This window comes from Aquirufa sp. TARAVU-A1A (genome assembly GCF_054558675.1).
The window spans coordinates 136,781-162,830 of sequence record NZ_JBPXKP010000005.1; the positions used below are offsets into that span (position 1 = coordinate 136,781).

A 26,050-nucleotide genomic window follows, 5' to 3' on the forward strand; every position below is an offset into this window, starting at 1 on the left:
CAAGTTATTTCCCATTTAATTTATAATGGTAAACCTACTAGCCTAAGAAATTTTATTACCTCAATACAACCAAATCAACTCCTCCGTTTTATACCCTATCCCCTTCGCTATCTCGAGATATTCCTTTCGAACCGCATCAGGTATCGATTTTTGCCTCGATAAAATCCACAAGTAGGATATATTCTCACCCGCGACTAAAGCATATTGGTAATTCGAATCCAAGGCTACCACATTATATCCGCCATAAAAGGGTCCGAAAAACGATACCTTCAACATCCCGACGTCCTCAGGTCCCACAAATTTAGCTTTGCCTGTAGACTCCTTCCACACCTTTTTAAAGGGTTCATATCCCCGATTGACAACCTTGATACTCCCGTCTTCATTCAACGAATAATTGGCCGTAGTATTGACCAAATTCCTTTCAAAATAAAAATCCAAGCGAGCAACTTCATACCAAGTCCCCAAGTAATTCGTTTTGTCGAAATGCGTGACAGCCTTTGCTCCCGCTGGGATCGTCGTACTCGAACAAGCCCCAAACAGCAAAACCGAATACATTAATATTATACCTAGCTGATATTTTTTCATAGCATTTGGTTTAGGAGAACTTACCGACTCTCGTATAATTGATTAAATACCATCTTAAAGGTATTGTGCGTCTGTGCTCTAAATGTTACTTCAGGTCCATAGACGAACAAATTCCCTTTGCCTACTTTCGCTTGAAATGCCGCGATGCCATCTTCCAAATAAGTTTGGCCAAATGCCCATCCACTACGTAAGGTTTTATCAGAAGCATACCAAGCCAATGGAATTAAACTGCCATGCGCAATGGCCTCCGCCGATAATTTAAAGACTGGACTCGCACTAAAATAAACATCTGCTTTCGACGACATTCCCCAGTTGGCCTCCACCGCATCATCCACCGCAACTTGCATCACACTTCCCGGAATGTAAAATTTCTCACCCGGCAAATCGCGTTCCTTACCAGCCACAACTTCCACCAAGGCATTTTTTACCGGCAAATTCAGGTGATATGCGAGATTTGAACTGGAACCGATGGTGATAATATCTCCCCCCTCTTCCAAGAATGCACGCAAGGCAGGAATGGATTTGGCAACGGTAATTTTTCCCATCGTCGCGCGATATTCTTCAGGAATATCAGTTTCTACAGGTTCTTTGGGCGTGTTCTCGCCAGCTGTTTCAGGTTTTAGACCTGGAATTGCGCGCGTAACAAAGATGAGCGCGTCAAATTTAGCACGCAGATTTCCTTTGTCGATTTCTTTGGCAAAGACCAGTTTAAAATCAAAATGATGTTGTTCTAAGATCCAACGCAACCAACCTGAAGGCATGGAACCGCCATAGACATCCCATAAACCGATCCGCTTAGCTCCCAATTTTTTTGATGCCTGCTGAGGCATGTTTGCCAACGGTGAAATTTTCACGGTTGCTTTAGCAAGAATGGCTGCAGCAGCTGTGCTATGTTTTAGCCAGAAAGATTCTTTGGTTTTCGTAACCTCGATTCCAGCTTTTAGCAGGTCGTTCAACAGGGTAAATGACGCATTATCCGAAGTGGGAAAAGCATAATAATTAGCGGTTTCAAACGCCGGACTTGCCTGTTGGAGCTGACCATAAGGGATGGTTTCCAACGGGGCTTGTAGGTCGGTCAATATCCGATCAAACTGAATCCCCATCGTAAAGGCCGGTGTCCATCCCGCAGAATCATACGGACGAACGGGAGGGCCGCCTGGGTATTGAAAATCATTGGGATGATCTTGTGGCTCAAACATGTCGATGACATGCGGACGGAATGCTTGATTTGTCATTACGACATACGAACCTTGTGGATAGGTTTTGCCGTTCACTTCAAAAGCCTTAGTCGCTTTCTCCACGCGAATACCACTCTTAATCAAGATATTTACGAAGGCCAAACGTGTCGTCGATTGATCCGCCGTGATAATGTAAGCGCGTGCATCCCGCGTTTCCGGATTCTTATATACGACTGCAAATAAACTATCGCTTTTGGTCTTGAGATTGTTTCCTGCAATTCCCGTTAATTTCTCCACTTTATTCGGCGACATTGTCCAATAATCTTTGGACCCTAGTTCAATGGATTTACGGCCCATTTTATAAATATTCATTAAGACCTCTTCCCGGTAACGCGTCGCATAATTCAGCACGGCATAGTTGAGCGATAACGAATAGTCGATGGAATTCTTGAAAAACCATTTGCGAGGTGTGATCGGAAAAGGCGTCGCTGAATTGGGAATCAAACGATTGGGCACCAAAGGGATATTTTGCGGCGTCGGGCTACCGATGATTTCTGTCAATAGACCAATGATGTTATGGTAATAAGCGGTCGTACGCAATCCCCCGTTCCACCAAGTCGAATAAACGGATCCGGACTTCATCGTGTAACCGGGTTTGTCCTCGGCATTTAAGCGCGAACTCATCGCGGCGCCAAGGGCATCGATGCCGGTGACCAACAAAGGATCATAGACATAATTAAAAGGATCACGGTAAGGCGGACCTGCCACAACTGTTCCTTCTGGACCTGTTTGATGGTGATTATATAGAATCTGTGGCATCCATTCGATGTATTGTTGGCGTGCCATATTCGCCGACTCGCTCATATTCATCATATAGAAATCCCGGTTATTATCATGCCCGATGTATTTTTCATACAGTCGTGGCAAATGTTCCGTCGAGCGTTTCAGCGTGTCTTGTTGGCGCATATACCAGTTGGAGACCAACTCCTGTCCATCCGGATTCGCGTGTACAAAAAGGATAATGGTATTTGCCAAAATACGTTTGGTTTCCTCATCGTTTCGTGTGGTGAATTGATAAATGGATTCGATCCATTGGTGAATACCTACCGTCTCTGTCGCATGCAATCCACCATCAATCCAAACAACGGCTTTGCCCTCTTTGGCCAAAGCTTTTGCTTCTGATTCGCTGAGACCTTCCGCCCGAGCGAGTCGCTGAGAGATGTCTTTATATTTAGCTAAGTTCTTGATGTTTTTCGGATCAGAAACGATGACCATGTATTGGTTTCTTCCCTCTTCCGTTTTCCCGATGGATTGTAATTTGACCCGAGGGGATGCTTTGGCAACTTTCTGTAAATAGGCTTCAGTTTGCGTAAACGTAGCTAAGTGATAATTATCCCCGATGGAAAAACCAAAATGCGATTTGGGACTAGGGACTTGAGCAAAAATAAGCTGGGTGAAGAAAAGGAACAGTAATGTGATTTTTTTCATAGTGCTGATGTAGGTAAGTTTTAAAGATAGAAAAAAAGCGCGGAAGGAGATTCAGGTGTTGCAAAAAATGCATCAACATCCCAAACAGCTTTGGCCTAATCAATAAAAATGGATAATTTCATAAAACATTTATCCTCCCTCTTTATCCATGGAAGTCCATCACCATACCCACCACCCTAAATCGTGGAAAGAATACCTTCAGGAATTTTTAATGCTATTCTTCGCCGTCTTTCTAGGATACATGTCGGAATATTACCTCGAATACCGAGCAGAAAGACACAAGGAACATGATTACCTCAATAGCATGTTGATCGACCTGCATTCTGACCTCAAAGAAATGGATGCAAAAAATGCTAACATGGAAGAAATCGTAGCCGCCGGCAATCAACTAAGTGATGTAATCTACAAACCTACTTTACGTGATAGAGATATTGATTCGCTATATGTTGCGAGCGAAATAATGATTTCCAGGGTTTATAACATCGATTTTTCTACAGGTACGATTGACCAATTACGAAATGCTGGAGGTTTCCGACTTATTCAAAACGAAGCTATTGTGCGCAAAATTTCCGACTATGAAAAAGGGAAATTAACAATGCAAGTGCAACTCGATGAGATCATTGAACGCGCCGCAAATGTCCATCGAATTCAAAATAGTATTCTTCATATCACTGTATTTTCTAAGGATCTTAAATCTGTACTTGACAAAGCTAAATTAGAAGCCATTAAACAACAGACTGGGAACATATTTCTAACATCAGATAAAAATGCATTCTTTGAATATGCGAACTACGCCAATATCATGACAGGCTATATCGCTCATTATGAACGCATGTCCAAAGCGCAGCAGAAGAAAGCCAAAGAGCTAATCGCTTTGATTCAAGAGGAATTAGCCCATTAATTTAACCTAACAAAAAAAGCCCCCTAACACTAGGAGGCTTTTTTCAATTTATTCTTTGATGGCTTTGACAAATCCATCAAACCTCACCACTTTCCCATTTTCAAATCGGAAAGAATCTACCCAAGCCAGTTTTTGTGTTTTCCCGTCGGGAGTTTCTACATCGGCTTTATCCCAGATATTAACCCACTGATGACCATTTTCGCCAACCGTAGGAATAATGGCAACGATTTCATAGTTCTTGAATTTTACTTGGGCAAAACTCTTTTGCATAAAATCGAGAATAGCCGCTTTTCCTTTGATGGTAGTTCCATCTTCATTGTGGAATACCGCTGTATCAGCGATAATTTCACCTGCCTTTTGGTAATCTTGCGCAAAAAGATCCTGATGAAATTTCTCCGCTAGTAAAGCATTATTGGGATCCCCTATTTTAAAGTTATCCGTGTAGGTAGGTTTGTAAATGTGAACAACAGCGTTTGCTGTTTCTTCTTTTTTTGCCTCGGTACATGCAAGCATCGTTGCTGCTGTCAGAATAGAAAATACGATTTTTTTCATAGATAAATATTTTTTTAGTTTTAAGACTGATACGAACCTACATGAATCTCCCAAAATATATCCTGGAAGCCTTGTGGGATTTGTTCCCAATTCACATTTGGGAACATTTTTAATCGCTCCCAAGATTAATCGCTAAAAAGCCCATAGCGCAAACCCTGTAAGTAATTGATTTTATGATTCTAAACAATTTCAAAAAAAAGCCTCTAAATCAGAGGCTTTTTACTTCACTACCTAACCAACTTAATTAACAGGCACCCGATTCAAATGATCAAACCGAATGATGGTTCTTAATTGACTTGCGCGCTTATTGAGAGCGGCTAATTTCATATTCCCCTTTCGTTTAGCATTCCTTTCATCTTGGTGAGTATAATAATCCAATCGGGACTTATCTGGCAATATCATCATGTAAGTATTATTCGGGTAGCCATCTACGGCTTTGTACATGATATAGTTGTAGCTAATCCCAATCGCTTTATCCTCGGCATTGGATTGTTCAATCAATTTTTCGTATTCTGCAATTTTATCAAAGGGAACGGTAAAAATTTGAATCTTACGAAAATCAAAATTCTCAATTTTGAAATCTGAATCCATCACAGAAATACTAGGCACTTGCTCCCAAATGGACCGCTGAATTGCTAGTGACCTATTAGCGGTATTTTCATCCGTTATGGCTTTTAATGCGACAGCCACCTTGTTTGACAATGCCACCCGCTGCCCAACATATTTTCCTAAATTTTCATCTCCTCGAACAAAAACCATTCCATAGGTTCTTCCTGATTCAGCAGTATGCGCCGCAAGATTATAAGTAATACCCTTGGTCGCTTCCAACCACCAGTTGCGAATAGCTGGATAATTTTTCTTATAAATATCCGTGTCTAATACCCTACTTTCGTTCATTAGAAAATAGGTCTTTTCGGTGGTCTGTGCGACCATTTGAAAAGCACATAAAAAGGTCAATAAACTCAGTGTAATTTTTTTCATGGGAGATTTAATTTAAGTGATAAAACAATACTCCAAGTTTCAAATTTCAATTCTGTTCACATCAAAAGATAACACGAACTTTGTCTTGAATTCTGCCAAGATTGTCCAATATTCAAAGCAAAAAAAAGGGAGGCATTTGCCTCCCTTCAAAATAAAGCGCTAAATGACTATTTCTTTTCAGCAGCAGCTTTTGCAGCTAATTCATCCATGACAAGTTTGGTATCATAAAAATGAATTTCCTTTGTCTCCTTGTCATTCACCCATAAGATGGCCTCATGTACTGGAATCAAAATATCTTTTCCACTGTATTTCCCCTTGGCCGTAAAAATCGCCCATATATTCGTCCAAACCTCACCATTGTTTAAAGTCAACGTAGTTACCCGTAAACTTCCGAAATTTGAATTCTCCCATAAGTTTTGATTCGAGAAAAAGTCAGCCATATAGGCTTTTTTCCCAACCAAATCTGCCGTCGTATCACTAGGATAATACACTTGAATATTTTCGGCTAATTCATCTCCCTTGTAAGTGGAATCCTTGGTTTGATAAGCCTTGATTTGCGCATGAATAGATTTAGTTTTTTCATCAAGAGTGGTCATCGTTCCACCCAAAGAATCTGCACTTGCTTCAGCTGTCTTAGCTGTTTCGCCTTGCTTTTGACCGCAAGAAAATAAGGCCATAGCAACGGCCATCATCAACATCAATTTCTTCATTGTTTTATTACGTTTAGTTTAACATGTGTGAATGCTAAGCTACATGACTTTAGCAGAATATTTCATATACACAGAATAGGATTTGTTCCCAATTCTCAAAAAGGAACAAATCATTTCCTCAAAAGAACTTTAGACAAATCAAGCAATTTTTTGGACAAAAATGTGATGACAATATTTCCAACTGTAAACAACTTGAAAGAAATTGATATCAAATTAATCCAACCATAAACCCATGTATCCCATGAAAAAATTGCTAACACTTACCCTCCTATTTTGTGCAATCTTCGCATCAGCGATGTATGGCCAAAACAAACCACTTTATGCCAATGTCGCATTCCACAAACTCAAGCCAGGTCATACGCTCGATGAAGCTATAGCCATCGAAAAGAAATGGAAAACCATTCACAAAATCCGTAAAGACGCAGGTCTGATTTCGGGATGGTCTGTCTATACCATCGTCAATGGCTACAAAACTCCAAGCATTGATTGGGATTACATTTCAGTTAATTTATCCTCCGACCTAAACACAATCGGGCAATATCCGATGGATAAATATGCAGCTTTAGTCGCTAAAGACCTAAGTTTTGCTACGATAGGCGAAGAAACGGCTAAAGTACAATCAATCAGCTACAATGCAATTGTCAAATTAATCGATGGTACTGCGAGTTCAAATGATTTGAACTCCGTGATTTCAATGGAAATTTTTAAAACGAGTATTCCCAATTATTTCAATTACATGGAGTTTGAAAAACAGATGAAAAATATCCACCAGGACCGTATCAATGCAGGTGAAATTCAAGAATGGAGTTTTTGGCAAACCGTTTCGCCATTAGCAGATGATTCCAAAGGACAATTTACTGCCTTTACCTTCTTCAAAGACCTAGCCCATGTGGATGCACCCAATAATACGACGATTGAATCCGTCAAAAAACGTATGAATTTAAGCCCGGATCAATTCCTGAAAAAAATTGATGGCTTGCGAAACATGACCCAAAATTGCCTCGTGCAATATGCTGTAGGTACGTGGAATGAATAAGACCCTCTTGACGAAGCGGGCTTTAGCTCGCTTCGTTAATTTCCTTCAAATAATAACTCGGATTAACGCCAACATATTTCTTGAAAGCCGCATAAAAAGTTGATCGATTCGCAAATCCACTTTGGTACATATAAGTTTCCAATGTAAACTGATCAAACGAAGCCCTTTGTTGCAAAAAATAATAAATCCTTAAGCGATTTACCAACTCCACAAAGGATATCCCATAATACTTCTTAATTAGTTTGGACAATTTTGCCGCAGGCATGTCTATCGATTTCGCCATCACCGAAAGATCGTAATCCGAAGATAAATAAGCTTTCAAATCCTTCATTTGCGCATCAAATGCCATCGCCTGATCATCCGTCTGAATAGCCGGCAAAAGCGCGGGAAACAACTCCTCTAAAGTTGGAAATACCTTTCCCTGGGGAACGATGCAACCATCCATATTTTCCTGCACATTGGGAGTACTGATGAAATAGCTAAACAATAAAATACCCAACAGACATTTAATCACTTGAGAAGGTGGATCAAAAGCATTATTAAGGAATAAATTAATGTATTGATACAACTGTAGCATAAAGTATATTGTCACCGCGGAAGCTAGAAGATTCAACCATGTCAAGGTCTGTTTATTGATTTGCGCATACAATTGACCTTGTTTCCGACGAGTTTTCTGAATCAATGCGATGGTCATCAAGCCATAAATAATGCCAAAATTAATGGAAATAGGCTGCATAAATCCAGCAGGAATCCAGCCAACCGGAATAGAAATAAAATACTTATTATTTACATAGTAGTTGTCTAAAACGGCTGTTTTCGCTTCTTCCGACAAGAATAAATCAGGCATTATCCCAATGCTCATTAAAACCGGGACTGTAAAATGCAGGTATTGTAAAGCTTGCAACTTATTCGTGGGCAATAACATACTCCTTACATACAGATAGAGTGCAGCTGGCAAAAATATGCGAAAGATATTAGAACTACGTAAAAGAAAGAGCATTTTATAAATATGCTTGGATGTCAAAGCATATAAATAGAACTCCATGTAGACGAGCGCAAAAATGATAAAAATGAGTCCGTAAATTTTGGGGTATTTCCCATAACGGAGCAATAAATAACAGATAAAAAATAACCCAATTCCACTCGTCAAAAATGACAGATAGGGTACAAAATCGTACATAAAAGCTTGATAGGTAAGTTGGTAAAAGAAATTTAGACAAAAAAATCAAAAAATTGGACAAAGCGAATGCAAAAAAAATATTGCCCCACAATGCATTGGCCTAATTTTCAATTTTAAACCTTTATCTCATTATACACATGAAAAAATTACTCATTCTTTCTATGCTTTGCTTGGGTACATTACAAGTATTGGCACAAGCAAACACAGCTAATTTTCAATATTACAAAGTCAAAATAGGACATCGTGGAGCGTTCAATGAGGCTTTAAAAAACCATGTAGACAAATACCGTAAGGCAGGTTCCCCTTACGCATGGGCCGTTTTCAATTTGGTGGGAGGAAGTCACCACAATGAGGTGATGGCCCTGTTTAATATAGGGAAATCTTGGGCGCAACGCGACGAGATGAGTGCATTAGCTAGCAATCAAGATGCTGCGGATGATTTTTATCTCAAAGTTTCACCCCACATCGAGGCTGTAACGGGAGGGGAAATTATTAGCTTCCAAGCCGAATACAGTAATTCAAATCCAAGCGAACGTTCGGCAAAGATTCGATCTAACATCTTGACTTTGCGTTATGCCCCGAGCCAAGAATTTTGGGATGTCATCAAGCGCCTACCCAAAGCCTGGGATAAAGCAGGAATTAAAGTGGCTACCTATACCACTTCAGGACTAAACCGGCTTATTTTTTCTCGTCGTTTTCCAAACGGTTGGAAGGAATTGGATGAACCTGCCAAATTAAAAACGGCATATGACGAAGTATATGGAAAAGGAGCCTATGAAAAAGACATGGCAATTATGCGAAATTTTGTTGTGGAAAATGAAACGACCTACATGACTTTTCAGCCAGAAATATCATCGAAATAAAGAACATAAAGCCCTTCAAACGAAGGGCTTTTTAATTTAATTGGAGTGAATTATTTTCGCGAATCCCAACTCTTTTATTCTAAAATGCAAGATGAAAAATCTAAATACCTTTCCTACAAAATCTTTTTTCGAAGCTAAATGGGAAGCCTATTTACAAGCTTTCACGCAAGCCGATTACCAAACATTAATCACACAATTTCACTTTCCTTTCACTTTACTGTTAGAAAGCCCACTAATACTCAAAGATGAAACGAGTTTCATTGAGACAATTAAATTCATTCGAGAAAATAAACTTCAACCCGGCTATGCTTATTCAAAAACAGATTCCACCCAGTTGACCATTCTCTCTGAATCCAACTGCTACCTTGATGTCACATACAGTCGATATAATGAGAATCATCAACAAATCTACCAAGGACGAGGTTTGTATTTCTTCAAAAAGGCTAACGATGACTGGAAGATTTCATTGAATATGGCTATTCAATAGTATCTTGCACCCCATTAGCCATTCACCCCCTTGAAAATCACCATCATCGGCGGAGGAGCCGCCGGTTTCTTTGCCGCCCTTTCAGCCAAATCCCATTTCCCTGATGCCCATGTTTGCATCCTGGAAAAGACGAGCAAGTTCCTCGGGAAGGTGAAAATTTCCGGTGGTGGGCGTTGTAACGTAACGAATGCCACGTTCAACAACCGACTACTTTCCGAGAACTATCCAAGGGGCGAGAAATTTCTCCGCAAAGCCTTCGAACAATTTAACGCGCAAGACACGGTCAACTGGTTCGAATCGCGCGGAGTGGCGCTAAAAACTTACCCCGACAACTGCATATTTCCCCTGTCCAACGAATCCCAAAGTATCATCGATTGCTTCCTAAATGAAGCACGAAAATTGGGAATCGAATTACAGACCAATCATTCCGTTGAGCATATTAGAAAAACAGATAATGGGTTTGAAATCGAGACTAACCAAGGGATACAATCAGCAGACCGGGTCATTATCACGGTGGGAGGCCAACCGAAAAGCACTTGGTTTACTGCTATCGAATCCTTTGGCCATAACATCATTCCTCCCGTACCTTCTCTGTTTACCTTCAATATGCCCAAAGAACCTATCAAAGCTTTGATGGGTGTCGTGGTTGAACATGCGCGCGTACGCATAGAAGGCCAAAAACTCTTGGGTATAGGACCTCTTCTTGTTACCCATTGGGGCATGAGCGGCCCAGCCATCTTGCAACTGTCTGCCTGGGGAGCCCGCATCCTAGAAGAGAAGAATTATAACTGCTCCATTTTAGTGAATTGGCTCGATGAGATGAAGGAAGAGGCCCTCCGACAAGAATTTCTATCGATTCAAAAAATCCATGGGGCCAAAATGCTTCAAAATCATAATCCCTTCCCGATTCCCAATCGATTGTGGATTTACCTCTTGCAGAAAAACGAAATCAAACCCGAAGCGCGCTGGCAAGATTTAGTTGGCAAACATGCCAATAAACTAATCAATACCCTCATCAACGACCGCTACGAAGTGCAAGGCAAAACTACATTCAAAGAAGAATTTGTAACGGCTGGCGGGATCGACCTGGAAGAAATTGACGTTAAAACGATGCAAAGCAAATTAATGCCGGGCCTCTATTTTGCTGGCGAAGTAACAAACATCGATGGCATCACTGGCGGCTTCAATTTTCAAGGCGCCTGGACAACGGGATACATCGCCGGAAAATCATGCGGATTATAAACGATTTTTGTATCTTCGTAAAACGTTATAACATTTCATGCGCATCCTATTTCTATTGTTTGCTTGCCTTATACTCAACCAAGCAAACGCACAAGAATTGGTTTTCGAAGTGGGCGGAAACTCCACCGAATATCAATACCAAAATCTAAACGGCACCCAAGTCGATTACCTTAAACCCGCTACTGGACTCCATGCCCAATTAAAACGCGAAAACGTTCTTTGGAAAGTCTCGAAAATGTTTGGCGCAAGCGATAAAGACGACAATCCGCTGTATGTACCTACCATCAAATATGCATTTGGATTTACCTACAACCAATACAATAGCCTAGGAAATACGCAAGGGGTTGCATTAAGTTATCAAACAGACCACCTTGGGATCATTGGCGAAATAGGGCCCGAAATCCCAATCAATCAAGCCATTTCCTTGGATATTAAAGGCATCGTCTCAGTCGCAAAAATGTGGAATGGCAATCAGTATATTGCCAACCAATATATGCCGCTGGACGACCAACCGCAATTCTCGAAGATTCGGATCTATTCCGGTTATTCCGTCGCTTTGGTACATCACCTGAGTAAATTCGTCAGTGGATTCATCAAATTCCAATCCCTTGGATCGGTGAAAGAACCCGACTACCCGGTGAATCATTTACGCATCATCCCTACGACAATTTCGTTGGGCATTAAAATCAATCCCTAAGCATACCTATGTTGACCTATATACGCATCGCATGTTTGTTCCTACTGGCATTCTCCGGTTTGGCACAAACAAAAAACCTGAACTACCAGGCTGTCATCCTTAATCCAAACCCCTTGGACGTTCCAGGAAATACCATTTCAAATCTCCCTTATGGATCGAGTGATGTCTGCATCAAATTCAGTTTATTGGACAAAGCTGGCCAACTAGACTACCAAGAAGTTCAATGCACGAAGACGGATGCCTATGGCTTAGTCAACCTGAATATTGGGGCAGGGAATAGCTCAAATACGGGAAAATATAACAAATTCGATGCCATTGTTTGGGATGCTAATCCGAAAAAAATGAAAGTGGATGTAAGTTTTGATCAAGGGAAAACCTACACCCAGGTAAGCACGCAAAACCTCAATTATTCAGCTTACGCCTTGTATGCGGAAAGTGTCGACTACCAAAATGTTCGTTCCGCACCTACGAAATTATCTCAGTTCACGGATGACATCCAAGTTGTTTCGAAAAAGGATCTAGACCCGATCAAAGCTGATATCCTCAAGAACAAACAAGACATTCAAAGTATTCAAACGAGTAATTTGCAAACCACTTCACAGGTCGCTGTTATCAACCAATCCATCACAGACATCAATGTCATGAACGATGTTCAAAATCGTCGTTTAGACCAATTGGTCACGCAGGCGAATGAGGTAAATGGCGTCATCACGAATTTGAATTTTACGTACGAAAGACTTCAAAATAAATCGGCTGCTACTAATTTAGGAGGTGCTAATGCGACCGATGGTTTTTATCCAAGCCAGCGAGCCGTGAAAGCCTATGTGGATGCACAAACAACCGTTCCAGCAACGAATACCATTGCTGGTAAAATTATCTTAGCGGGAGATTTGGCTGGCACTTATTTTGCCCCTACGGTGCCTGCATTAACAAGCAAAGAAAATCTTGCAAATAAATCGGACAATTTGACCTTGGGCAATAGCACAACACTATATCCAACCCAAAATGCGGTTAAGACATACGTTGACGCTCAAACGACACCATCAGCGACAACGCTCATTCAAGGAAAAGTCCAGCTAGCGGGAGATCTTTCTGGAACCGCCTCCGCTCCTACCGTACCGGCTTTGGCATTAAAGGAAAATTTAGCCAACAAGTCGGACAATTTGAACTTAGGCAACAGTACAACACTATATCCAACGCAAAATGCGGTTAAGACTTACGTGGATGCGCAAACGACACCTGAAGCAACAACGCTGATTCAAGGAAAAGTACAGTTGGCCGGCGACCTTTCGGGAACTGCTTCCGCACCGACTGTTCCCGCATTGGCATTAAAAGAAAACCTGGCGAACAAAGCAGTGGCGGCCAACCTAGGGGCCTCCGCTCCTAGCGATGATTTGTATCCGTCCCAAAAAGCGGTGAAGACCTACATCGATGCGCAAACAACGCCCAATGCAACAACGAATCTATTGGGTAAAATCCAATTAGCCGGTGACCTATCTGGTACTGCCACATCACCTAGTGTCCCCGGATTAGCGTTAAAAGAAAATGTTGCGAACCGCAGTACAGCAAGCAACTTGGGGGCGACTGCACCGAGCGATACCTTGTATCCAACACAACGGGCAGTCAAAACCTATATTGATGCACAAACAACACCCAATGCGACGACTACGCAGTTGGGGAAAATTCAATTAGCAGGCGATTTGACAGGGACAGCTACGGCTCCCCGATTAGCCATCAACGCGGTTAAGTTTTCGAATCTAGCCGATAGTACGGTAACAACTTCGAAAATTGTGGATGCCAACGTAACCGATGCGAAGATCGTTTCGATGCAAGCGAGTAAGTTGACAGGTAATATCTCTGTAGCCAATGGCGGAACCGGCGTAAGCACACTGACAGGTATCGTTCGAGGCAATGGAACAGGGGCTTTTAGTCCAGCAGCTTATGGTAGTTTCTATGATTTAACGAATCAAACCGCTGCCGCAGCGGATTCTGCCGTTGCAATGAAATTAAGCAATACCGACTTTGCGTCAGGCATTTCTGTACAGAACAATACGCAATTACGATTTCTAAACGCAGGTGTATATAACATCCAATTCTCAGCCCAATTAGATCGGAATGCGGGGACTTCCACCCAATTGGTCAAGATTTGGTTGCGAAAAAATGGGGTTAACGTGCCTGCCTCCGCGACAGAAGTGATTATATCTGGGGGTGTGAGTACCGCAGCTTTAGTGGCTTCCTGGAATTTTTTCCAAAATTTGAATGCGGGGGATCAAGTTGAACTCATGTGGAGCGTGTCGAATCCGCAGGTATATATCGCATTTTCGCCGGCAACAACGAGTCCGAGTAGGCCTGCGATACCATCGCTGATCGTCACAGTGAATCAAGTATATTAAACAAGAAGCCCGCCGAAAGCGGGCTTTTTTAATAAAAAATTCATCAAAATCATATCGCATTTAGGCTATCCCATTACTTAAAATTTAAAGCCCAAAACGTATCAAAAATTATCAAAATCACCATTGTACTAAATTTTAAAGTAAAAAGTTTGTACCAAAATCTAAAAGCTGATGAAAATCATCTCCATGACGGGGCAATTCGACGATTATAAATTTCAGCGCCTATTTTTTTTACTAAGAAAGCATTAAATTTAACTGACTAACATACCCTATACATGATCAAAATATTTCTACTAAACGGATTCAACCGCCTTAGCTCTACGCGCTTTGCAGGAATTTATTTACTCCTGTTTGCTTTAGCCATCGCAGTAGCAACGTTTGTAGAAAATGATTTTGGCACAAGTGCAGCGCAAGAACTGATTTTCAAGAGCCATTGGTTTGAGTTATTGCTATTGCTTTTTGGCATTACGATTTTGGCTAACATGTGGCGTTATCGCTTGGTCCAACAAAAGAAATGGGCTTCTTTGTCTTTCCACTTAGCAATCATCATTATTTTAATCGGATCCGCGGTTACACGCTACTTCGGAACAGAAGGCATGATGCACATTCGCGAGGGTGAGACAAGCAATCAATACCTTTCCGCGGAAAGTTTCTTACAGTTTCGGGTCACAGAAGGCACAAATACATATTCTTTCGACGAGGCGACTCACTTTTCAAGTTTATCAGACAACGAATTTCATGAATCCTACCAAATCGGAAATACCATACTCGATGTTAAATTGGTTGACTTCATTCCCAATCCTAGCGAAAAATTAGTTGAATCCCCAAGCGGTGTCCCAACCTTGAAAGTGGTAATTGGCGGGGCACAAGGTCGGGAAGAATATTTCCTCAAAAATGGCGAACAAAGCCAAATCAACGGGGTCAATTTTAATTTCAGCGATCAATTCATGTCGGATGCGTTTAATATCCGCCAACAGGGTGATTCGCTCGTTTTTGTCACAGATACCGAAGTAGGGCAACGCGTGATGGCAACACAGCAAAGCAGTCAATTAGCAAGCGGAACTCCCCACAAATTAATGTTGCGCTCTTTGTACACGGTGAATGGTAATAATTTTGTGATTGGCGATTATCTACCGAATGCCATTGTCCAATTGGAATCTGGCAGCCAAAAAATTACATCAGAAAGCGCCATATCCTTAAAACTTCAGGTACAAGCGAATGGGAAAACGCAAGAAATCCGCGTTACAGGTAAAAAAGGAGAAGCCGGACAGCCGCAAGTATTGGTGATCGGACAAACGCAAATTGCAATCAGTTTTGGTTCCAAACCTGAAACATTACCATTCACACTAAAATGCAATGATTTCATTCTAGAAAAATATCCAGGTACCGAAAATCCATCATCCTACGCGAGCGAGGTTACCCTGACAGACCCGAATGCCAACCTCACAGAAAATCACCGCATTTTCATGAATAATATCTTGGAATACCAAGGTTACCGATTCTTCCAATCTTCCTTTGATCAGGATGAATTAGGGACTTACCTGAGCGTCAACCATGATTTCTGGGGAACATGGATTTCCTATTTTGGCTACATATTACTTACACTGGGTTTGGTGATGACATTTTTCGACAAAAAGTCGAGGTTTAGTTATTTGATCGGTCAACTAAATCGGGTACAAATACTTGTATTCGCCTTCATAACATTAAGTTTTGCGGCCCAAGCACAAATGCCAGTCGCAACCATTCAAGAAGCACATGCACAAGCCTTTGGAAAACTACTCGTGCAAGATCACAATGGGCGAATAAAGCCCATGAATACATACACGGGAGAACTTATGCGGAAACTGGCGCGCACCGAATCGCTGTTTGATCAAAATTCCGACCAGCTCGTACTTTCCATGATGCTTAATCCGTCAGCATGGGAAAAGGCAGCAATTATTAAATTACCCGAGCAACCTGAAATCAAGCAATTGTTACACACAGAAGCTAATTTAGTTAGTTATGCCGCATTTTTTGGCCAGGATGGCAACTACTTATTAGAAGAACAAGTTCGTGCCGCTCAAGCGGTTATGCCGAAAGACCAAGGCACTTTTGAAAAGGCTTTGATCAAATTAGACGAAAAAGTAAATATCGTTAATATGATTTTCAGTGGCAGTATTTTTCGTTTGTTTCCACCGTTGAACGACCCTTCAAATACCTGGTTATCCCCGGCAGACCTGATGCATGAACATCAGCAAGATGAATATTCTACGCGCATGCGTACCTTGTTTTTGGCCTATTTAGAACACCTCAATACGGGTATTCAGAACCAAGATTATAGTGCCGCAGACCAAAATTTAGAAGAAATCACCAATGTGCAACGAGCATCCGTCAATGCAAGTATGCCCTCGCAGACCCAAGTGAAAGCAGAACTGTTCTTGAATAAATTGAATGTGTTCAACCGACTGGGCAATTACTATGGAATACTGTGTTTATTAATCACAGGCATCTTTTTATTTACGACCGTACGCAATCGCGCGACTAAACTTAACTATACAAAAATTGCATTCTATGCGATGGCGGCAGGCTTCTTTTTCCACACACTGGGCATCGGCCTTCGCTGGTATGTTTCTGAACGTGCCCCTTGGAGTAATGGCTATGAATCTATGATCTACATCGGCTGGACAACGATGCTAGCAGGAACCTTATTTTCACGAAAATCCCTTGGCGGTTTAGCAGCCACAGCAACCCTCGCTGCCACCGTGCTTTTAGTCGCTTCGATGAGTTGGCTTGATCCTGAAATCACTCCACTTGTACCGGTATTGAAATCCTATTGGTTGACCATCCACGTTTCCTTGGAAGCGGGTAGTTATGGATTCCTATTATTGGGCGCCGTTCTCGGCATCTTAAATCTATGCCTTATGTTATTCATGAATCCGAATAATCGCTCGCAGATTTTTCGGGCAATCAAAGAATTGAGCATCATCAGTGAGATTACTTTGTTGGGCGGTCTAACCATGGTCAGCATCGGGACCTATTTAGGCGGTGTTTGGGCGAATGAATCTTGGGGACGTTATTGGGGATGGGATGCCAAAGAAACCTGGGCTTTAGTCACAATCCTGGTTTATTCCTTTATTTTGCACATGCGCTTTATCCCCAAATTACAAGGCATATTCGCGTATAATTTTGCCTCTTTGTTTGGCTTCGCGACGGTAATCATGACGTATCTAGGCGTAAATTACTATTTATCAGGCTTGCATTCGTATGCTGCTGGCGACCCCGTGCCCATTCCACCGGAGGTATACATAACGACCCTTTTATTGATTTTATTGAGCGTCTTCGCGTATCGGAACTTTAAAAAGCAACAAGCATGAATCCCCTAAGCCATCGAATCTATCTTGCGACGATGACCGCCATTGTTTTGGGGGTAAGTGGCTATTTAGCTTATTCGGGTTATGCCTATTACCAAACGCCAATCGAGGAACGTTTCTATCAAGCTGACCATGCCATGTTAAAGCCCAGCGGCCCTTTCGGGCATGGCTATGGCATTGTGGGCACCCTGATGATGATTATCGGTGTTTTTGGCTACCAAGCACGTAAATACATGCGGTCCCTCGCACGTATTGGCGTCCTGAAGCATTGGCTTGAATTTCACATTTTCTTGTGCACACTAGGCCCCATTTTAGTGCTATTTCATACCTCATTTAAGTTTGGAGGGCTAGTATCCATTAGTTTTTGGAGCATGGTCGCGGTCGTTGCCAGTGGCGTGGCAGGCAGATTCATCTATTTGCAAATCCCCCGTACGATACAAGGTCGGGAATTGGGCCTGCATGAGATTCATGAGATGAAGGGTCAAATTACCCAACAAATTCAGCAGGAAATCGGAGAAGAATTAATGCAACAAATCATTCATACGGGCGAGGAAAGAAAAACCGAAAAAAGCTATGTGCAACAGGTTTTGGCCGACTGGCGGAGCAAAAGTCAATTACGTGGCCGATTAAAATCTGCACAAATTCAAGGTAAAAAATTGCGTGTGATTATGAAATTAGTTGGCCAAGAAATGACCATACAGCGTCGGATAATTGGCTTGCAATACATGCAAAAACTCTTTAAATATTGGCATGTAATTCACTTGCCCTTTGCGATAATTATGTTGGTCATCATGCTCATTCACGTGGCTGTGACTTTGATTTTTGGATACCGTTGGATTTTTTAAGATGATAGCTGAAGAACTATTGATATACGGATTAGGTCTCTTGCTTTGTGCTGGGGTGCTGCTGCTGTATGTCAAAATTAAATCCAGCAAATCGAAGCAAGTCGAACATAAAATCGAACGAGCCAAAGAAGACGGTATGTATGAACCCGTTTCACTCTATCCATTTATTGACCCCAACATCTGCATTGGTGGTGCGGCTTGTGTTTCGGCATGCCCAGAGAAAGACATCATTGGTGTCGTCAACGGAAAAGGAGTACTGATTAATGCCTCCAGTTGCGTGGGGCATGGCGCCTGTTTCCATGCATGTCCGGTTGAAGCGATTTCCCTGAAAATCGGTACCGAAAAACGCGGAGTTGATCTTCCACACATCAACCAACAATTCGAAACCAATGTTCCGGGCATCTACATCGCGGGAGAACTGGGAGGTATGGGGTTAATCAAGAACAGCGTCGAACAAGGCAAACAAGCGGTGGAAAACCTCAGTCAAACCTTACAGAAAACACATGATGTAGCCTATGACCTTGTGGTTATCGGTGCCGGGCCTGCGGGTATTTCTGCCTCGTTGGAAGCAAAAAAACGCGGACTACGCTGCATCACACTAGAACAAGATTCTTTGGGTGGAACCGTTTTCAACTTCCCCCGTGCCAAAATCGTTATGACAGCTCCGATGGACTTACCTCTGTACGGACCCGTAAAATTGTTTGAAACGAGCAAACAAGAATTATTGAATCTTTGGCAAGATGTTATTCAAAAAAATGATATTCACATCCTAGAAAACACGAAAGTGCAGGAGATCAAATCGGTCGGAAACTACTTTCACGTAGAAATTGAACATGGGGAAATCATCTCCACGCAAAAAGTACTTTTGGCGATCGGCCGACGAGGAACACCGCGTAAATTAGGGGTACCCGGGGAAGAAAAAGAAAAGGTGGCTTATCGACTACTCGAGCCTGAATTAATTGAAAACAAACATGTTTTGGTGGTCGGTGGCGGCGACTCTGCCATTGAAAACGCCTTATTGTTAGCCGAAAACAATCAAGTGACCCTCTCCTACCGGAGTCCTCAATTCAATCGCTTGAAACCTAAAAATACCGAACGTATTCAGGAGGCAATTGACAAACAGTTAATTCGTATGGAATTCAATTCACAGGTGCGTTCCATTAATGAAAAGGATGTTCTTCTTGAAAACGAGCAAGGAATTTTCATGATCGAAAATGACTTGGTCTACATTTTTGCGGGCGGAGAGCTTCCCACGCAATTTTTACAAAAATCAGGCATTGAAATTACAAAGCGATTCGGTTATACCTTAAAATCAAAAAAATAATTAATTCAACAGGCCTACATATCGCCCCGAATCGCTGGATGCAACGCATCCTGGGAATCCTATGCTTTGCCTTCTGGGGAATAATCAGTGCCTATGCGCAGCTTTCACCGGGAAAACTAAGCCAGGCACATAGCAAGTTGGAAGGCCTAGCCAACTGCACCCAGTGTCACACGATAGGAAACCAAATAACGAATCAGAAATGTTTGGCATGCCACAAACCGTTGGCGAATCAGATCCGAGCGAATAAAGGCTTGCACGCCTCCGCCTACGCCAAAGGAAAAACTTGCATTTCTTGTCACAGCGAACACCATGGCGAGAATTTTGACATGATACGCATCGATAAGAAAACCTTCAACCATGCCTTCACGGGCTTTGCGCTAAAAGGAGCTCATGTTAGTAAAATCAAACAATGTACGGATTGCCATCAAGCGGACAATATCGCGAATCCTGCCCTGAAAAGTAAAGCGAAACGCTATGTGGGATTAACGTCATCTTGCGTAACATGCCATACGGATGTGCATCAAAAAACACTTTCTTCCGATTGTGCATCTTGTCACGATGTAAATTCATTTAAACCCGCCAGTCTTTTTAACCACGATAAAACGAAATTTGAATTAAACGGGGCGCATAAAAAGACCAACTGCAATGAATGCCATAAGACCTCAATAAAAAATGGCCAAAAGTTCACCCAATTTGCCGATGTTCCCTCGTCGAATTGCACGAGCTGTCACAAGGATCCACATCAAAACCAGTTTGGCCAAAATTGTAAATCCTGTCACAATGAAGAATCCTTTAAAACTTTAAGCCCTAACCGAAGCTTTAACCACAGTGTTACGGGATTTAACTTGGAAGGAAAACACCGGGATATTTCTTGTAAAAAATGCCATGATCATCATGAAACGACATTTAGTGAATTCAAGAAAGTCAAAGACATTTCCTGCATCACATGCCATAAAGACGTTCATGAAGGCAAATTAGGGAAAGATTGTAAATCCTGCCATAATCAAATCTCTTTCTTGCTTAAAGACAAAAAGCAAGTGGGCAAATTTGACCATGACAAGACCGATTATCCCTTGCAAGGAAAACACAAGACCGTTGACTGCCGCGCTTGTCATAAGAAGGATTTTACGGATCCCTTGCCGCATGCTACTTGCCAAAATTGCCACCAGGACAAACACAATGGATATTTTGCTAAAAAATCCAAGCAATATCCCGACTGTGCTACGTGCCACACCGTGGCAGGATTTAGTCCCTCCATGTTTACTTTGGAAAATCATAAAAACAGTCGGTTCCAAATCGATGGTGCACATGAGGCACAACCCTGTTTTGCCTGCCATAAAAAAGGCAAAGATTGGATTTTCAGCAACATGGATTTAAACTGCAAAAGTTGCCATCAAGATATCCATCAAGGGATTTTGGCCAGCAAGTTTTATCCAGACCAAACTTGCACCACTTGCCACAATACCCAAAACTGGAAATCAATTCGATTTGATCATAACCAAACGAAATACCCACTGCAAGCAAAGCATCGTTTGGCTGCTTGTGGAAGTTGCCACATGAAGGATAAAGTCCAACAGTTCTCAGGACTTTCGTCGCAATGTGCAAGTTGCCATGCAGATGCTCATGGAAAACAATTTGAACAAAGTGGACAAACGGACTGTGCGCGTTGTCATCAGCCAGATGGTTGGAATGGCAAAAACTTTAACCATTCCACAACAAGTTTTACGTTGGACGGCGAACATAAAATGGTAACTTGTACGAAATGTCATAATAGAACACTCGCAAGTAATCCAACGATACGCTATTATAAAATTGAACGATTCGAATGCATAGACTGTCACTTATAATCAGTTGCCTATTCCTGATGGCATTCGGACTGCAAGCGCAGAATCCGCATGGTAAAGGATTCCGCATGGATTGTGCACAATGCCACAGTTCAGGCAGCTGGTCGTTTAATGCCAAAGCTAAATTCCGACATGAAACAACCGGTTTTGGCTTAGAAGGACAGCATAAAAATATCGAATGTAAGGCTTGTCACACCAATTTGAATTTTAAAAAAACAAGCTCTTCTTGTGTCAGTTGCCACAGCGACATGCATAACCAAACCGTTGGGAATGACTGCGCGCGCTGCCACAATACACAATCTTGGATTGTCGAAAATATTGCAAAAATTCACGATAAAACCTCCTTCCCGCTTGTAGGCGTACATAAAACCGTCAATTGCAACCAATGCCACAAAACAGCTACGAAATTGCAATACAGTCCTTTGGGACAAACTTGCGTGGATTGCCATAAAACGAATTTCCAACAAGCTAAAAGCCCCAATCACGTTAAACTTAACCTGAGCAACGATTGTGCCTCCTGCCACAACACAACCGTTCAAGAATGGAAAACGCGGAAATTCCCCGATCATAATGCGGTCTACCCCTTAACGGGAGCACATGCTGGAATCGCGCAAGATTGTGAGAAATGCCATCAAGGTTCCGACTACTCGAGCGCTCCGAGGCAATGTGCCGGTTGTCATCAAACGAATTTTAACCAGGCGCAGAACCCCAATCACCAAAAACTGAATTTATCAACCGATTGTGCGTCTTGTCACACAACGAATCCGGGCTGGGCGCCGGCTACCTTTGCGAATCATGATCAGTTCTTTCCACTAACTGGAGCGCATAAAACAATTGCCAATGATTGTGCGCAATGCCATAAAGGAGGAAATTATGCACCTATGCCGAGTGATTGTAATGCTTGCCACGCGGCGAACTATGCCAAGACGAGTAACCCGAATCACGCAAGTTTAGGAATCAGCAATGATTGCGCTAGCTGTCATAGCACGAATCCAAGTTGGGCCCCAGCCAAATTTACCCAGCACAATCAATTTTACCCCTTGATAGGCGCCCACAGCACATTGCAATGCAAGCAATGCCACCAAAATGGCACGTATAAAAACACGCCTACCGAATGTAATGCTTGTCACAATCAGGCCTACCAAAAAGCGGCGAGTCCTAACCATGTGGCGATCGGATTATCGACGGATTGTGCCACGTGTCATACCCCTGCACCAGGATGGAGACCAAGTACGTTCCAACATGCCAGCTTCCCATTAACGGGGGCACATAAAAGCATCAATGATTGTGCAAAATGTCACAAAACGGCCGACATAAAAGCAGCACCGACCGACTGTAATTCATGTCACAATGCGAATTACCAAGCGGCACAAAATCCGAACCACATCAAGTTGGGTATGAGTACGGATTGTGCATCCTGTCATAGTACAAATCCGAGTTGGGAACCTGCCAAATACCCACAACACAATGCCTTTTTCCCTTTAACGGGTGCCCATTCGAATTTAACCTGTAGCCAATGCCATAAAAATGGCACCTATGCGAATACCCCGAATACCTGCAATGCTTGCCATAATGCAGCATTCGTAGCGAGTAAAAATCCGAACCATGCCCAACTAGGGCTTTCAACCGATTGTGCGAGTTGCCACAGTACCAATCCGGGCTGGCGGCCATCTAGTTTTAATCACAATGCTTATTTCCAATTAACGGGAGCACATGCATCTGTGGCTTCCAATTGTGCGGCCTGCCATAAAACTGGAGATATTAAAGCTGCACCTACCGACTGCAACAGCTGCCATAATGCGGCCTATCAAGCGGCTAAAAACCCGAATCATGCGAGCAATGGTTTCTCAACCGATTGTGCGTCTTGCCATACGACGAATCCGGGCTGGCGACCTTCGACTTTTAATCACAATGCTTTCTATCCATTGACAGGTGCCCATTCGACAGCGACGTGTACGGCTTGTCACAAAAACGGCGTATATAAAAATACGCCAAGGGATTGTAACGCTTGTCATAATGCTAATTACCAAGCGGCACAAAATCCAAATCACGCCAGCAATGGATTCTCAACCGATTGCGCTTCCTGCCATACGACAAATCCTGGTTGGAGACCATCCACCTTTAATCACAATACCTATTATCCATTAACTGGTGCCCACTCAACAGCAACTTGCACGGCCTGCCACAAAAATGGCACATATAAAAATACCCCAATGGATTGCAATTCATGCCACAATGCGGCTTATACAGCCAGCGTGAATCCAAACCACCGGACAGTGGGCCTAAGTACCGATTGCGCATCCTGCCATACAACAAATCCAGGATGGCGTCCATCCACATTCAATCACAGCAGTGTCTATCCGTTGCAAGGGGCGCATGCAAATATTGCTTCCAATTGTGCCGCTTGTCATAATTCAGGCAATGCAAAAACGGCCCCTACTACTTGTTATGGATGCCATGCGGCAGATTATACTAGTGCAACACCAAATCATGCTTCGGCTGGGTTTCCGACTAATTGTACGAATTGCCATAGTCAGAATGCATGGTCGCCTTCGACTTGGAACCATGATGCACAATATTTCCGCATTTATAGCGGGAAACATAAGGGGCGCTGGACCAATTGTAATGAATGCCACACGACCGCAGGAAATTTCGCTGTTTTCAACTGCTTAAATTGCCATAAAAAGGCATCCACAGATAGTGAACATCGAGGAGTTAATGGTTATTCATACAACAGTACCGCTTGCTACAGTTGTCATCCAAGAGTGTAATAATAGATCATGGGGATAAAGAGCGTATTATTGGGAATATTGATTTCTCTGAGCAGTATGGCTTGGGGCCAAAACAATACGTTCCAAGAAGGTACGATTAGCTATTTATCTCTGAACAAAGTATATGTGCGTTTTCCTACAACAGATTCCTTACATGTGGGCGATACGCTTCGAGTATGGCAAAATGATCAGTGGAAAAAAGCACTAATCATTGAGTCTTTATCAAGTCAATCCTGCATCACAAATTCCTTTATTCCAGTCACGTTAGTAATAGGAACTAAAATTAGTGGCCCAGAAAAAATTAAACCCGTTATCAAAAAGGCAAATGCCTATGAGCTCGTGCCGTATTTATCGGCAAGTCCACGGCCAGAAAAAAAGCCGAAAGAGTCCCCCAACAAGCAGCAAATTGATAGTCGGATAAGTGTTTCAACCAATGGGAGCCGAGATCAAAATGCGCGCGATTTCGATCGTTTACGAACAACCGCTTCCTTAGATATCCAACACATTCAGGACAGTAGGCTGTCACTCGAAAGTTATGTAACTTTCAACCACAAATTAGGTACGCCCATTAATGACTCTACATTTAGAAATGATTTCAAAATCTACGCATTAGCTTTATCCTATGCGAGTGAAAAGGGTATCATCGTTTCTTTGGGACGAAAATTGAATAATCGATTAGCTAACATGGGAGCCATCGATGGATTGCAAGTGGAAAAATCCTTTCGAAAATTCACTTGGGGAACTTTTGCAGGCACGAGACCTGATGTGCAAGATTACAGCTTCAACAAGGAGCTAACGCAGTTTGGGGGCTTCCTAGCCCATGAAAGTGAAACGACAAATGGACCTATTCAAACGAGTTTGGCATTTGCGGAACAGAAATTCAAGTCGGCAACCGACAGGCGATTTATCTACTTCCAACATTCAAATGCGTATTTGAAGAACCTACAACTCTTCTATTCGGTGGAATGTGATTTATTTCAAAATGTAGATAGTGTGCAGACAAACCGTTGGGATTTAACAAGTATGTACCTGTCTTTGCGCTATAAAGCCAGCAATAAATTGAGTTTCACGACCTCGTATGACAACCGGAAGAACATCATTTATTATGAGAGTTACCGAAATTTTTTGGATCAATTATTGAATCAAGAAACCCGCCAAGGCTTTCGTTTGCAAATGAATTACCGGGTACATCCTTTGGCCTATTTATCCTTATCGGGCTTTTATCGCTATCAATCGAACCGGCCGGACCCCACCAAAAACTATGTGGCGAATTTGTCGATTAGCCAAATTCCAAAAGTTCAGGCATCGGTCAATTTGAACTTCAATTACATGGACACCTATTATTTTAGCGGGACGATTTGGGGAGCGAGTGTCAACAAAGATTTGTTTAAAGGATTTTTATCGACAGAATTCTCCTATCGAAAAGTAGATTATTTATTTGTCAATAAAGAGCAAGGAACATTAAACCAGCATATATGGGGAGGCTCTTTGAATTTTTATGGAAAAAAAAGGACCAGTTTGATGCTTTCTTATGAAGGGACGATTGAGCCAACGATTCAATATGGTCGTTATTATTTAACTTTAACGCAGCGTTTTCGCACGAAAAAACCAAAAACAACCTAA

Annotated in this window: 19 protein-coding genes; 13 read left to right on the forward strand and 6 right to left on the reverse strand. The window is 42.2% G+C overall.

The genetic code is table 11. From position 1 onward, the window contains the following. Positions 1–60: 60 nt before the first annotated feature. Both V7S75_RS08605 and V7S75_RS08610 read right to left on the reverse strand, forming a co-directional pair. Positions 61–585: a lipocalin family protein gene (locus V7S75_RS08605; protein WP_459513105.1), complete on the reverse strand. Its 525-nt coding sequence runs from the start codon at positions 583–585 to the stop codon at positions 61–63. A 20-nt stretch (positions 586–605) separates the two neighbouring features. Beyond that, the gene (locus V7S75_RS08610) at positions 606–3,251 is read right to left on the reverse strand and encodes a M14 family metallopeptidase (protein WP_459513106.1); all 2,646 of its coding nucleotides are present in this window, start codon (positions 3,249–3,251) and stop codon (positions 606–608) included. Between the two features lie 148 nt (positions 3,252–3,399). On the opposite strand from V7S75_RS08610, the gene V7S75_RS08615 reads away from it, so the two are divergent. Beyond that, on the forward strand, positions 3,400–4,152 hold the full coding sequence (locus V7S75_RS08615) for a hypothetical protein (protein ID WP_459513108.1): 753 nt from the start codon (positions 3,400–3,402) through the stop codon (positions 4,150–4,152). Between the two features lie 48 nt (positions 4,153–4,200). Here the strand turns inward: V7S75_RS08615 and V7S75_RS08620 are convergent, their stop codons facing one another. The 3 genes from V7S75_RS08620 to V7S75_RS08630 all read right to left on the reverse strand — a co-directional run bounded on the left by V7S75_RS08620 (position 4,201) and on the right by V7S75_RS08630 (position 6,395). Then, positions 4,201–4,704 carry a nuclear transport factor 2 family protein gene (locus V7S75_RS08620; protein ID WP_459513110.1) on the reverse strand — a complete coding sequence of 168 codons (504 nt, stop codon included), beginning with the start codon at positions 4,702–4,704 and terminating at the stop codon, positions 4,201–4,203. A 240-nt stretch (positions 4,705–4,944) separates the two neighbouring features. Further along, positions 4,945–5,685, reverse strand: coding sequence for a hypothetical protein (locus V7S75_RS08625; RefSeq protein ID WP_459513111.1), 741 nt, complete (start codon positions 5,683–5,685; stop codon positions 4,945–4,947). 167 nt (positions 5,686–5,852) lie between these two features. Continuing rightward, a complete protein-coding gene (locus V7S75_RS08630) occupies positions 5,853–6,395 on the reverse strand; it encodes a hypothetical protein (RefSeq protein WP_459513113.1) in 543 nt (180 codons plus the stop codon). A gap of 241 nt (positions 6,396–6,636) precedes the next feature. Between V7S75_RS08630 and V7S75_RS08635 the strand changes: the two genes are divergently transcribed. Then, entirely contained in the window at positions 6,637–7,431 is a 795-nt protein-coding gene (locus V7S75_RS08635; protein WP_459513115.1) for a hypothetical protein, read from the forward strand. A 22-nt stretch (positions 7,432–7,453) separates the two neighbouring features. Here the strand turns inward: V7S75_RS08635 and V7S75_RS08640 are convergent, their stop codons facing one another. Then, entirely contained in the window at positions 7,454–8,293 is an 840-nt protein-coding gene (locus V7S75_RS08640) for a helix-turn-helix domain-containing protein (protein ID WP_459513117.1), read from the reverse strand. Positions 8,294–8,748: 455 nt separating this feature from the next. On the opposite strand from V7S75_RS08640, the gene V7S75_RS08645 reads away from it, so the two are divergent. The 11 genes from V7S75_RS08645 to V7S75_RS08695 all read left to right on the forward strand — a co-directional run bounded on the left by V7S75_RS08645 (position 8,749) and on the right by V7S75_RS08695 (position 26,050). Continuing rightward, positions 8,749–9,474 carry a hypothetical protein gene (locus V7S75_RS08645; RefSeq protein WP_459513118.1) on the forward strand — a complete coding sequence of 242 codons (726 nt, stop codon included), beginning with the start codon at positions 8,749–8,751 and terminating at the stop codon, positions 9,472–9,474. Between the two features lie 91 nt (positions 9,475–9,565). Then, complete coding sequence (locus V7S75_RS08650) at positions 9,566–9,961, forward strand: hypothetical protein (RefSeq protein ID WP_459513122.1); 396 nt, start codon at positions 9,566–9,568, stop codon at positions 9,959–9,961. Positions 9,962–9,991: 30 nt separating this feature from the next. Beyond that, positions 9,992–11,203, forward strand: a complete 1,212-nt coding sequence (locus V7S75_RS08655) for a BaiN/RdsA family NAD(P)/FAD-dependent oxidoreductase (protein WP_459513124.1) — start codon at positions 9,992–9,994, stop codon at positions 11,201–11,203. Between the two features lie 37 nt (positions 11,204–11,240). Further along, the gene (locus V7S75_RS08660; protein WP_459513126.1) at positions 11,241–11,900 is read left to right on the forward strand and encodes a hypothetical protein; all 660 of its coding nucleotides are present in this window, start codon (positions 11,241–11,243) and stop codon (positions 11,898–11,900) included. Positions 11,901–11,908: 8 nt separating this feature from the next. Further along, on the forward strand, positions 11,909–14,293 hold the full coding sequence (locus tag V7S75_RS08665; RefSeq protein WP_459513128.1) for a hypothetical protein: 2,385 nt from the start codon (positions 11,909–11,911) through the stop codon (positions 14,291–14,293). Between the two features lie 275 nt (positions 14,294–14,568). Further along, positions 14,569–17,646 (forward strand): cytochrome c biogenesis protein CcsA, encoded by a 3,078-nt coding sequence (gene ccsA, locus V7S75_RS08670; RefSeq protein ID WP_459513130.1) that lies wholly within the window; start codon positions 14,569–14,571, stop codon positions 17,644–17,646. Then, positions 17,643–18,488: a hypothetical protein gene (locus V7S75_RS08675; protein ID WP_459513132.1), complete on the forward strand. Its 846-nt coding sequence runs from the start codon at positions 17,643–17,645 to the stop codon at positions 18,486–18,488. The genes ccsA and V7S75_RS08675 overlap by 4 nt, the downstream gene beginning before the upstream one ends. 1 nt (position 18,489) lies before the next feature. Next, the gene (locus tag V7S75_RS08680; protein ID WP_459513134.1) at positions 18,490–19,812 is read left to right on the forward strand and encodes an NAD(P)-binding domain-containing protein; all 1,323 of its coding nucleotides are present in this window, start codon (positions 18,490–18,492) and stop codon (positions 19,810–19,812) included. 38 nt (positions 19,813–19,850) lie between these two features. Then, positions 19,851–21,659, forward strand: coding sequence for a cytochrome c3 family protein (locus V7S75_RS08685; RefSeq protein ID WP_459513136.1), 1,809 nt, complete (start codon positions 19,851–19,853; stop codon positions 21,657–21,659). A gap of 17 nt (positions 21,660–21,676) precedes the next feature. Continuing rightward, positions 21,677–24,427, forward strand: a complete 2,751-nt coding sequence (locus tag V7S75_RS08690; protein ID WP_459513137.1) for a multiheme c-type cytochrome — start codon at positions 21,677–21,679, stop codon at positions 24,425–24,427. Between the two features lie 9 nt (positions 24,428–24,436). Then, complete coding sequence (locus V7S75_RS08695; protein WP_459513138.1) at positions 24,437–26,050, forward strand: hypothetical protein; 1,614 nt, start codon at positions 24,437–24,439, stop codon at positions 26,048–26,050.

Excerpts from the sequence above, each read along its gene's own strand:
- V7S75_RS08605 (WP_459513105.1), bottom strand. The coding sequence starts at position 585 with ATGAAAAAATATCAGCTAGGTATAATATTAATGTATTCGGTTTTGCTG.
- V7S75_RS08610 (WP_459513106.1), bottom strand. The coding sequence starts at position 3,251 with ATGAAAAAAATCACATTACTGTTCCTTTTCTTCACCCAGCTTATTTTT.
- V7S75_RS08615 (WP_459513108.1), top strand. The coding sequence starts at position 3,400 with ATGGAAGTCCATCACCATACCCACCACCCTAAATCGTGGAAAGAATAC.
- V7S75_RS08620 (WP_459513110.1), bottom strand. The coding sequence starts at position 4,704 with ATGAAAAAAATCGTATTTTCTATTCTGACAGCAGCAACGATGCTTGCA.
- V7S75_RS08625 (WP_459513111.1), bottom strand. The coding sequence starts at position 5,685 with ATGAAAAAAATTACACTGAGTTTATTGACCTTTTTATGTGCTTTTCAA.
- V7S75_RS08630 (WP_459513113.1), bottom strand. The coding sequence starts at position 6,395 with ATGAAGAAATTGATGTTGATGATGGCCGTTGCTATGGCCTTATTTTCT.
- V7S75_RS08635 (WP_459513115.1), top strand. The coding sequence starts at position 6,637 with ATGAAAAAATTGCTAACACTTACCCTCCTATTTTGTGCAATCTTCGCA.
- V7S75_RS08640 (WP_459513117.1), bottom strand. The coding sequence starts at position 8,293 with ATGAGCATTGGGATAATGCCTGATTTATTCTTGTCGGAAGAAGCGAAA.
- V7S75_RS08645 (WP_459513118.1), top strand. The coding sequence starts at position 8,749 with ATGAAAAAATTACTCATTCTTTCTATGCTTTGCTTGGGTACATTACAA.
- V7S75_RS08650 (WP_459513122.1), top strand. The coding sequence starts at position 9,566 with ATGAAAAATCTAAATACCTTTCCTACAAAATCTTTTTTCGAAGCTAAA.
- V7S75_RS08660 (WP_459513126.1), top strand. The coding sequence starts at position 11,241 with ATGCGCATCCTATTTCTATTGTTTGCTTGCCTTATACTCAACCAAGCA.
- V7S75_RS08665 (WP_459513128.1), top strand. The coding sequence starts at position 11,909 with ATGTTGACCTATATACGCATCGCATGTTTGTTCCTACTGGCATTCTCC.
- ccsA (WP_459513130.1), top strand. The coding sequence starts at position 14,569 with ATGATCAAAATATTTCTACTAAACGGATTCAACCGCCTTAGCTCTACG.
- V7S75_RS08675 (WP_459513132.1), top strand. The coding sequence starts at position 17,643 with ATGAATCCCCTAAGCCATCGAATCTATCTTGCGACGATGACCGCCATT.
- V7S75_RS08680 (WP_459513134.1), top strand. The coding sequence starts at position 18,490 with ATGATAGCTGAAGAACTATTGATATACGGATTAGGTCTCTTGCTTTGT.
- V7S75_RS08685 (WP_459513136.1), top strand. The coding sequence starts at position 19,851 with ATGCAACGCATCCTGGGAATCCTATGCTTTGCCTTCTGGGGAATAATC.
- V7S75_RS08690 (WP_459513137.1), top strand. The coding sequence starts at position 21,677 with ATGGCATTCGGACTGCAAGCGCAGAATCCGCATGGTAAAGGATTCCGC.
- V7S75_RS08695 (WP_459513138.1), top strand. The coding sequence starts at position 24,437 with ATGGGGATAAAGAGCGTATTATTGGGAATATTGATTTCTCTGAGCAGT.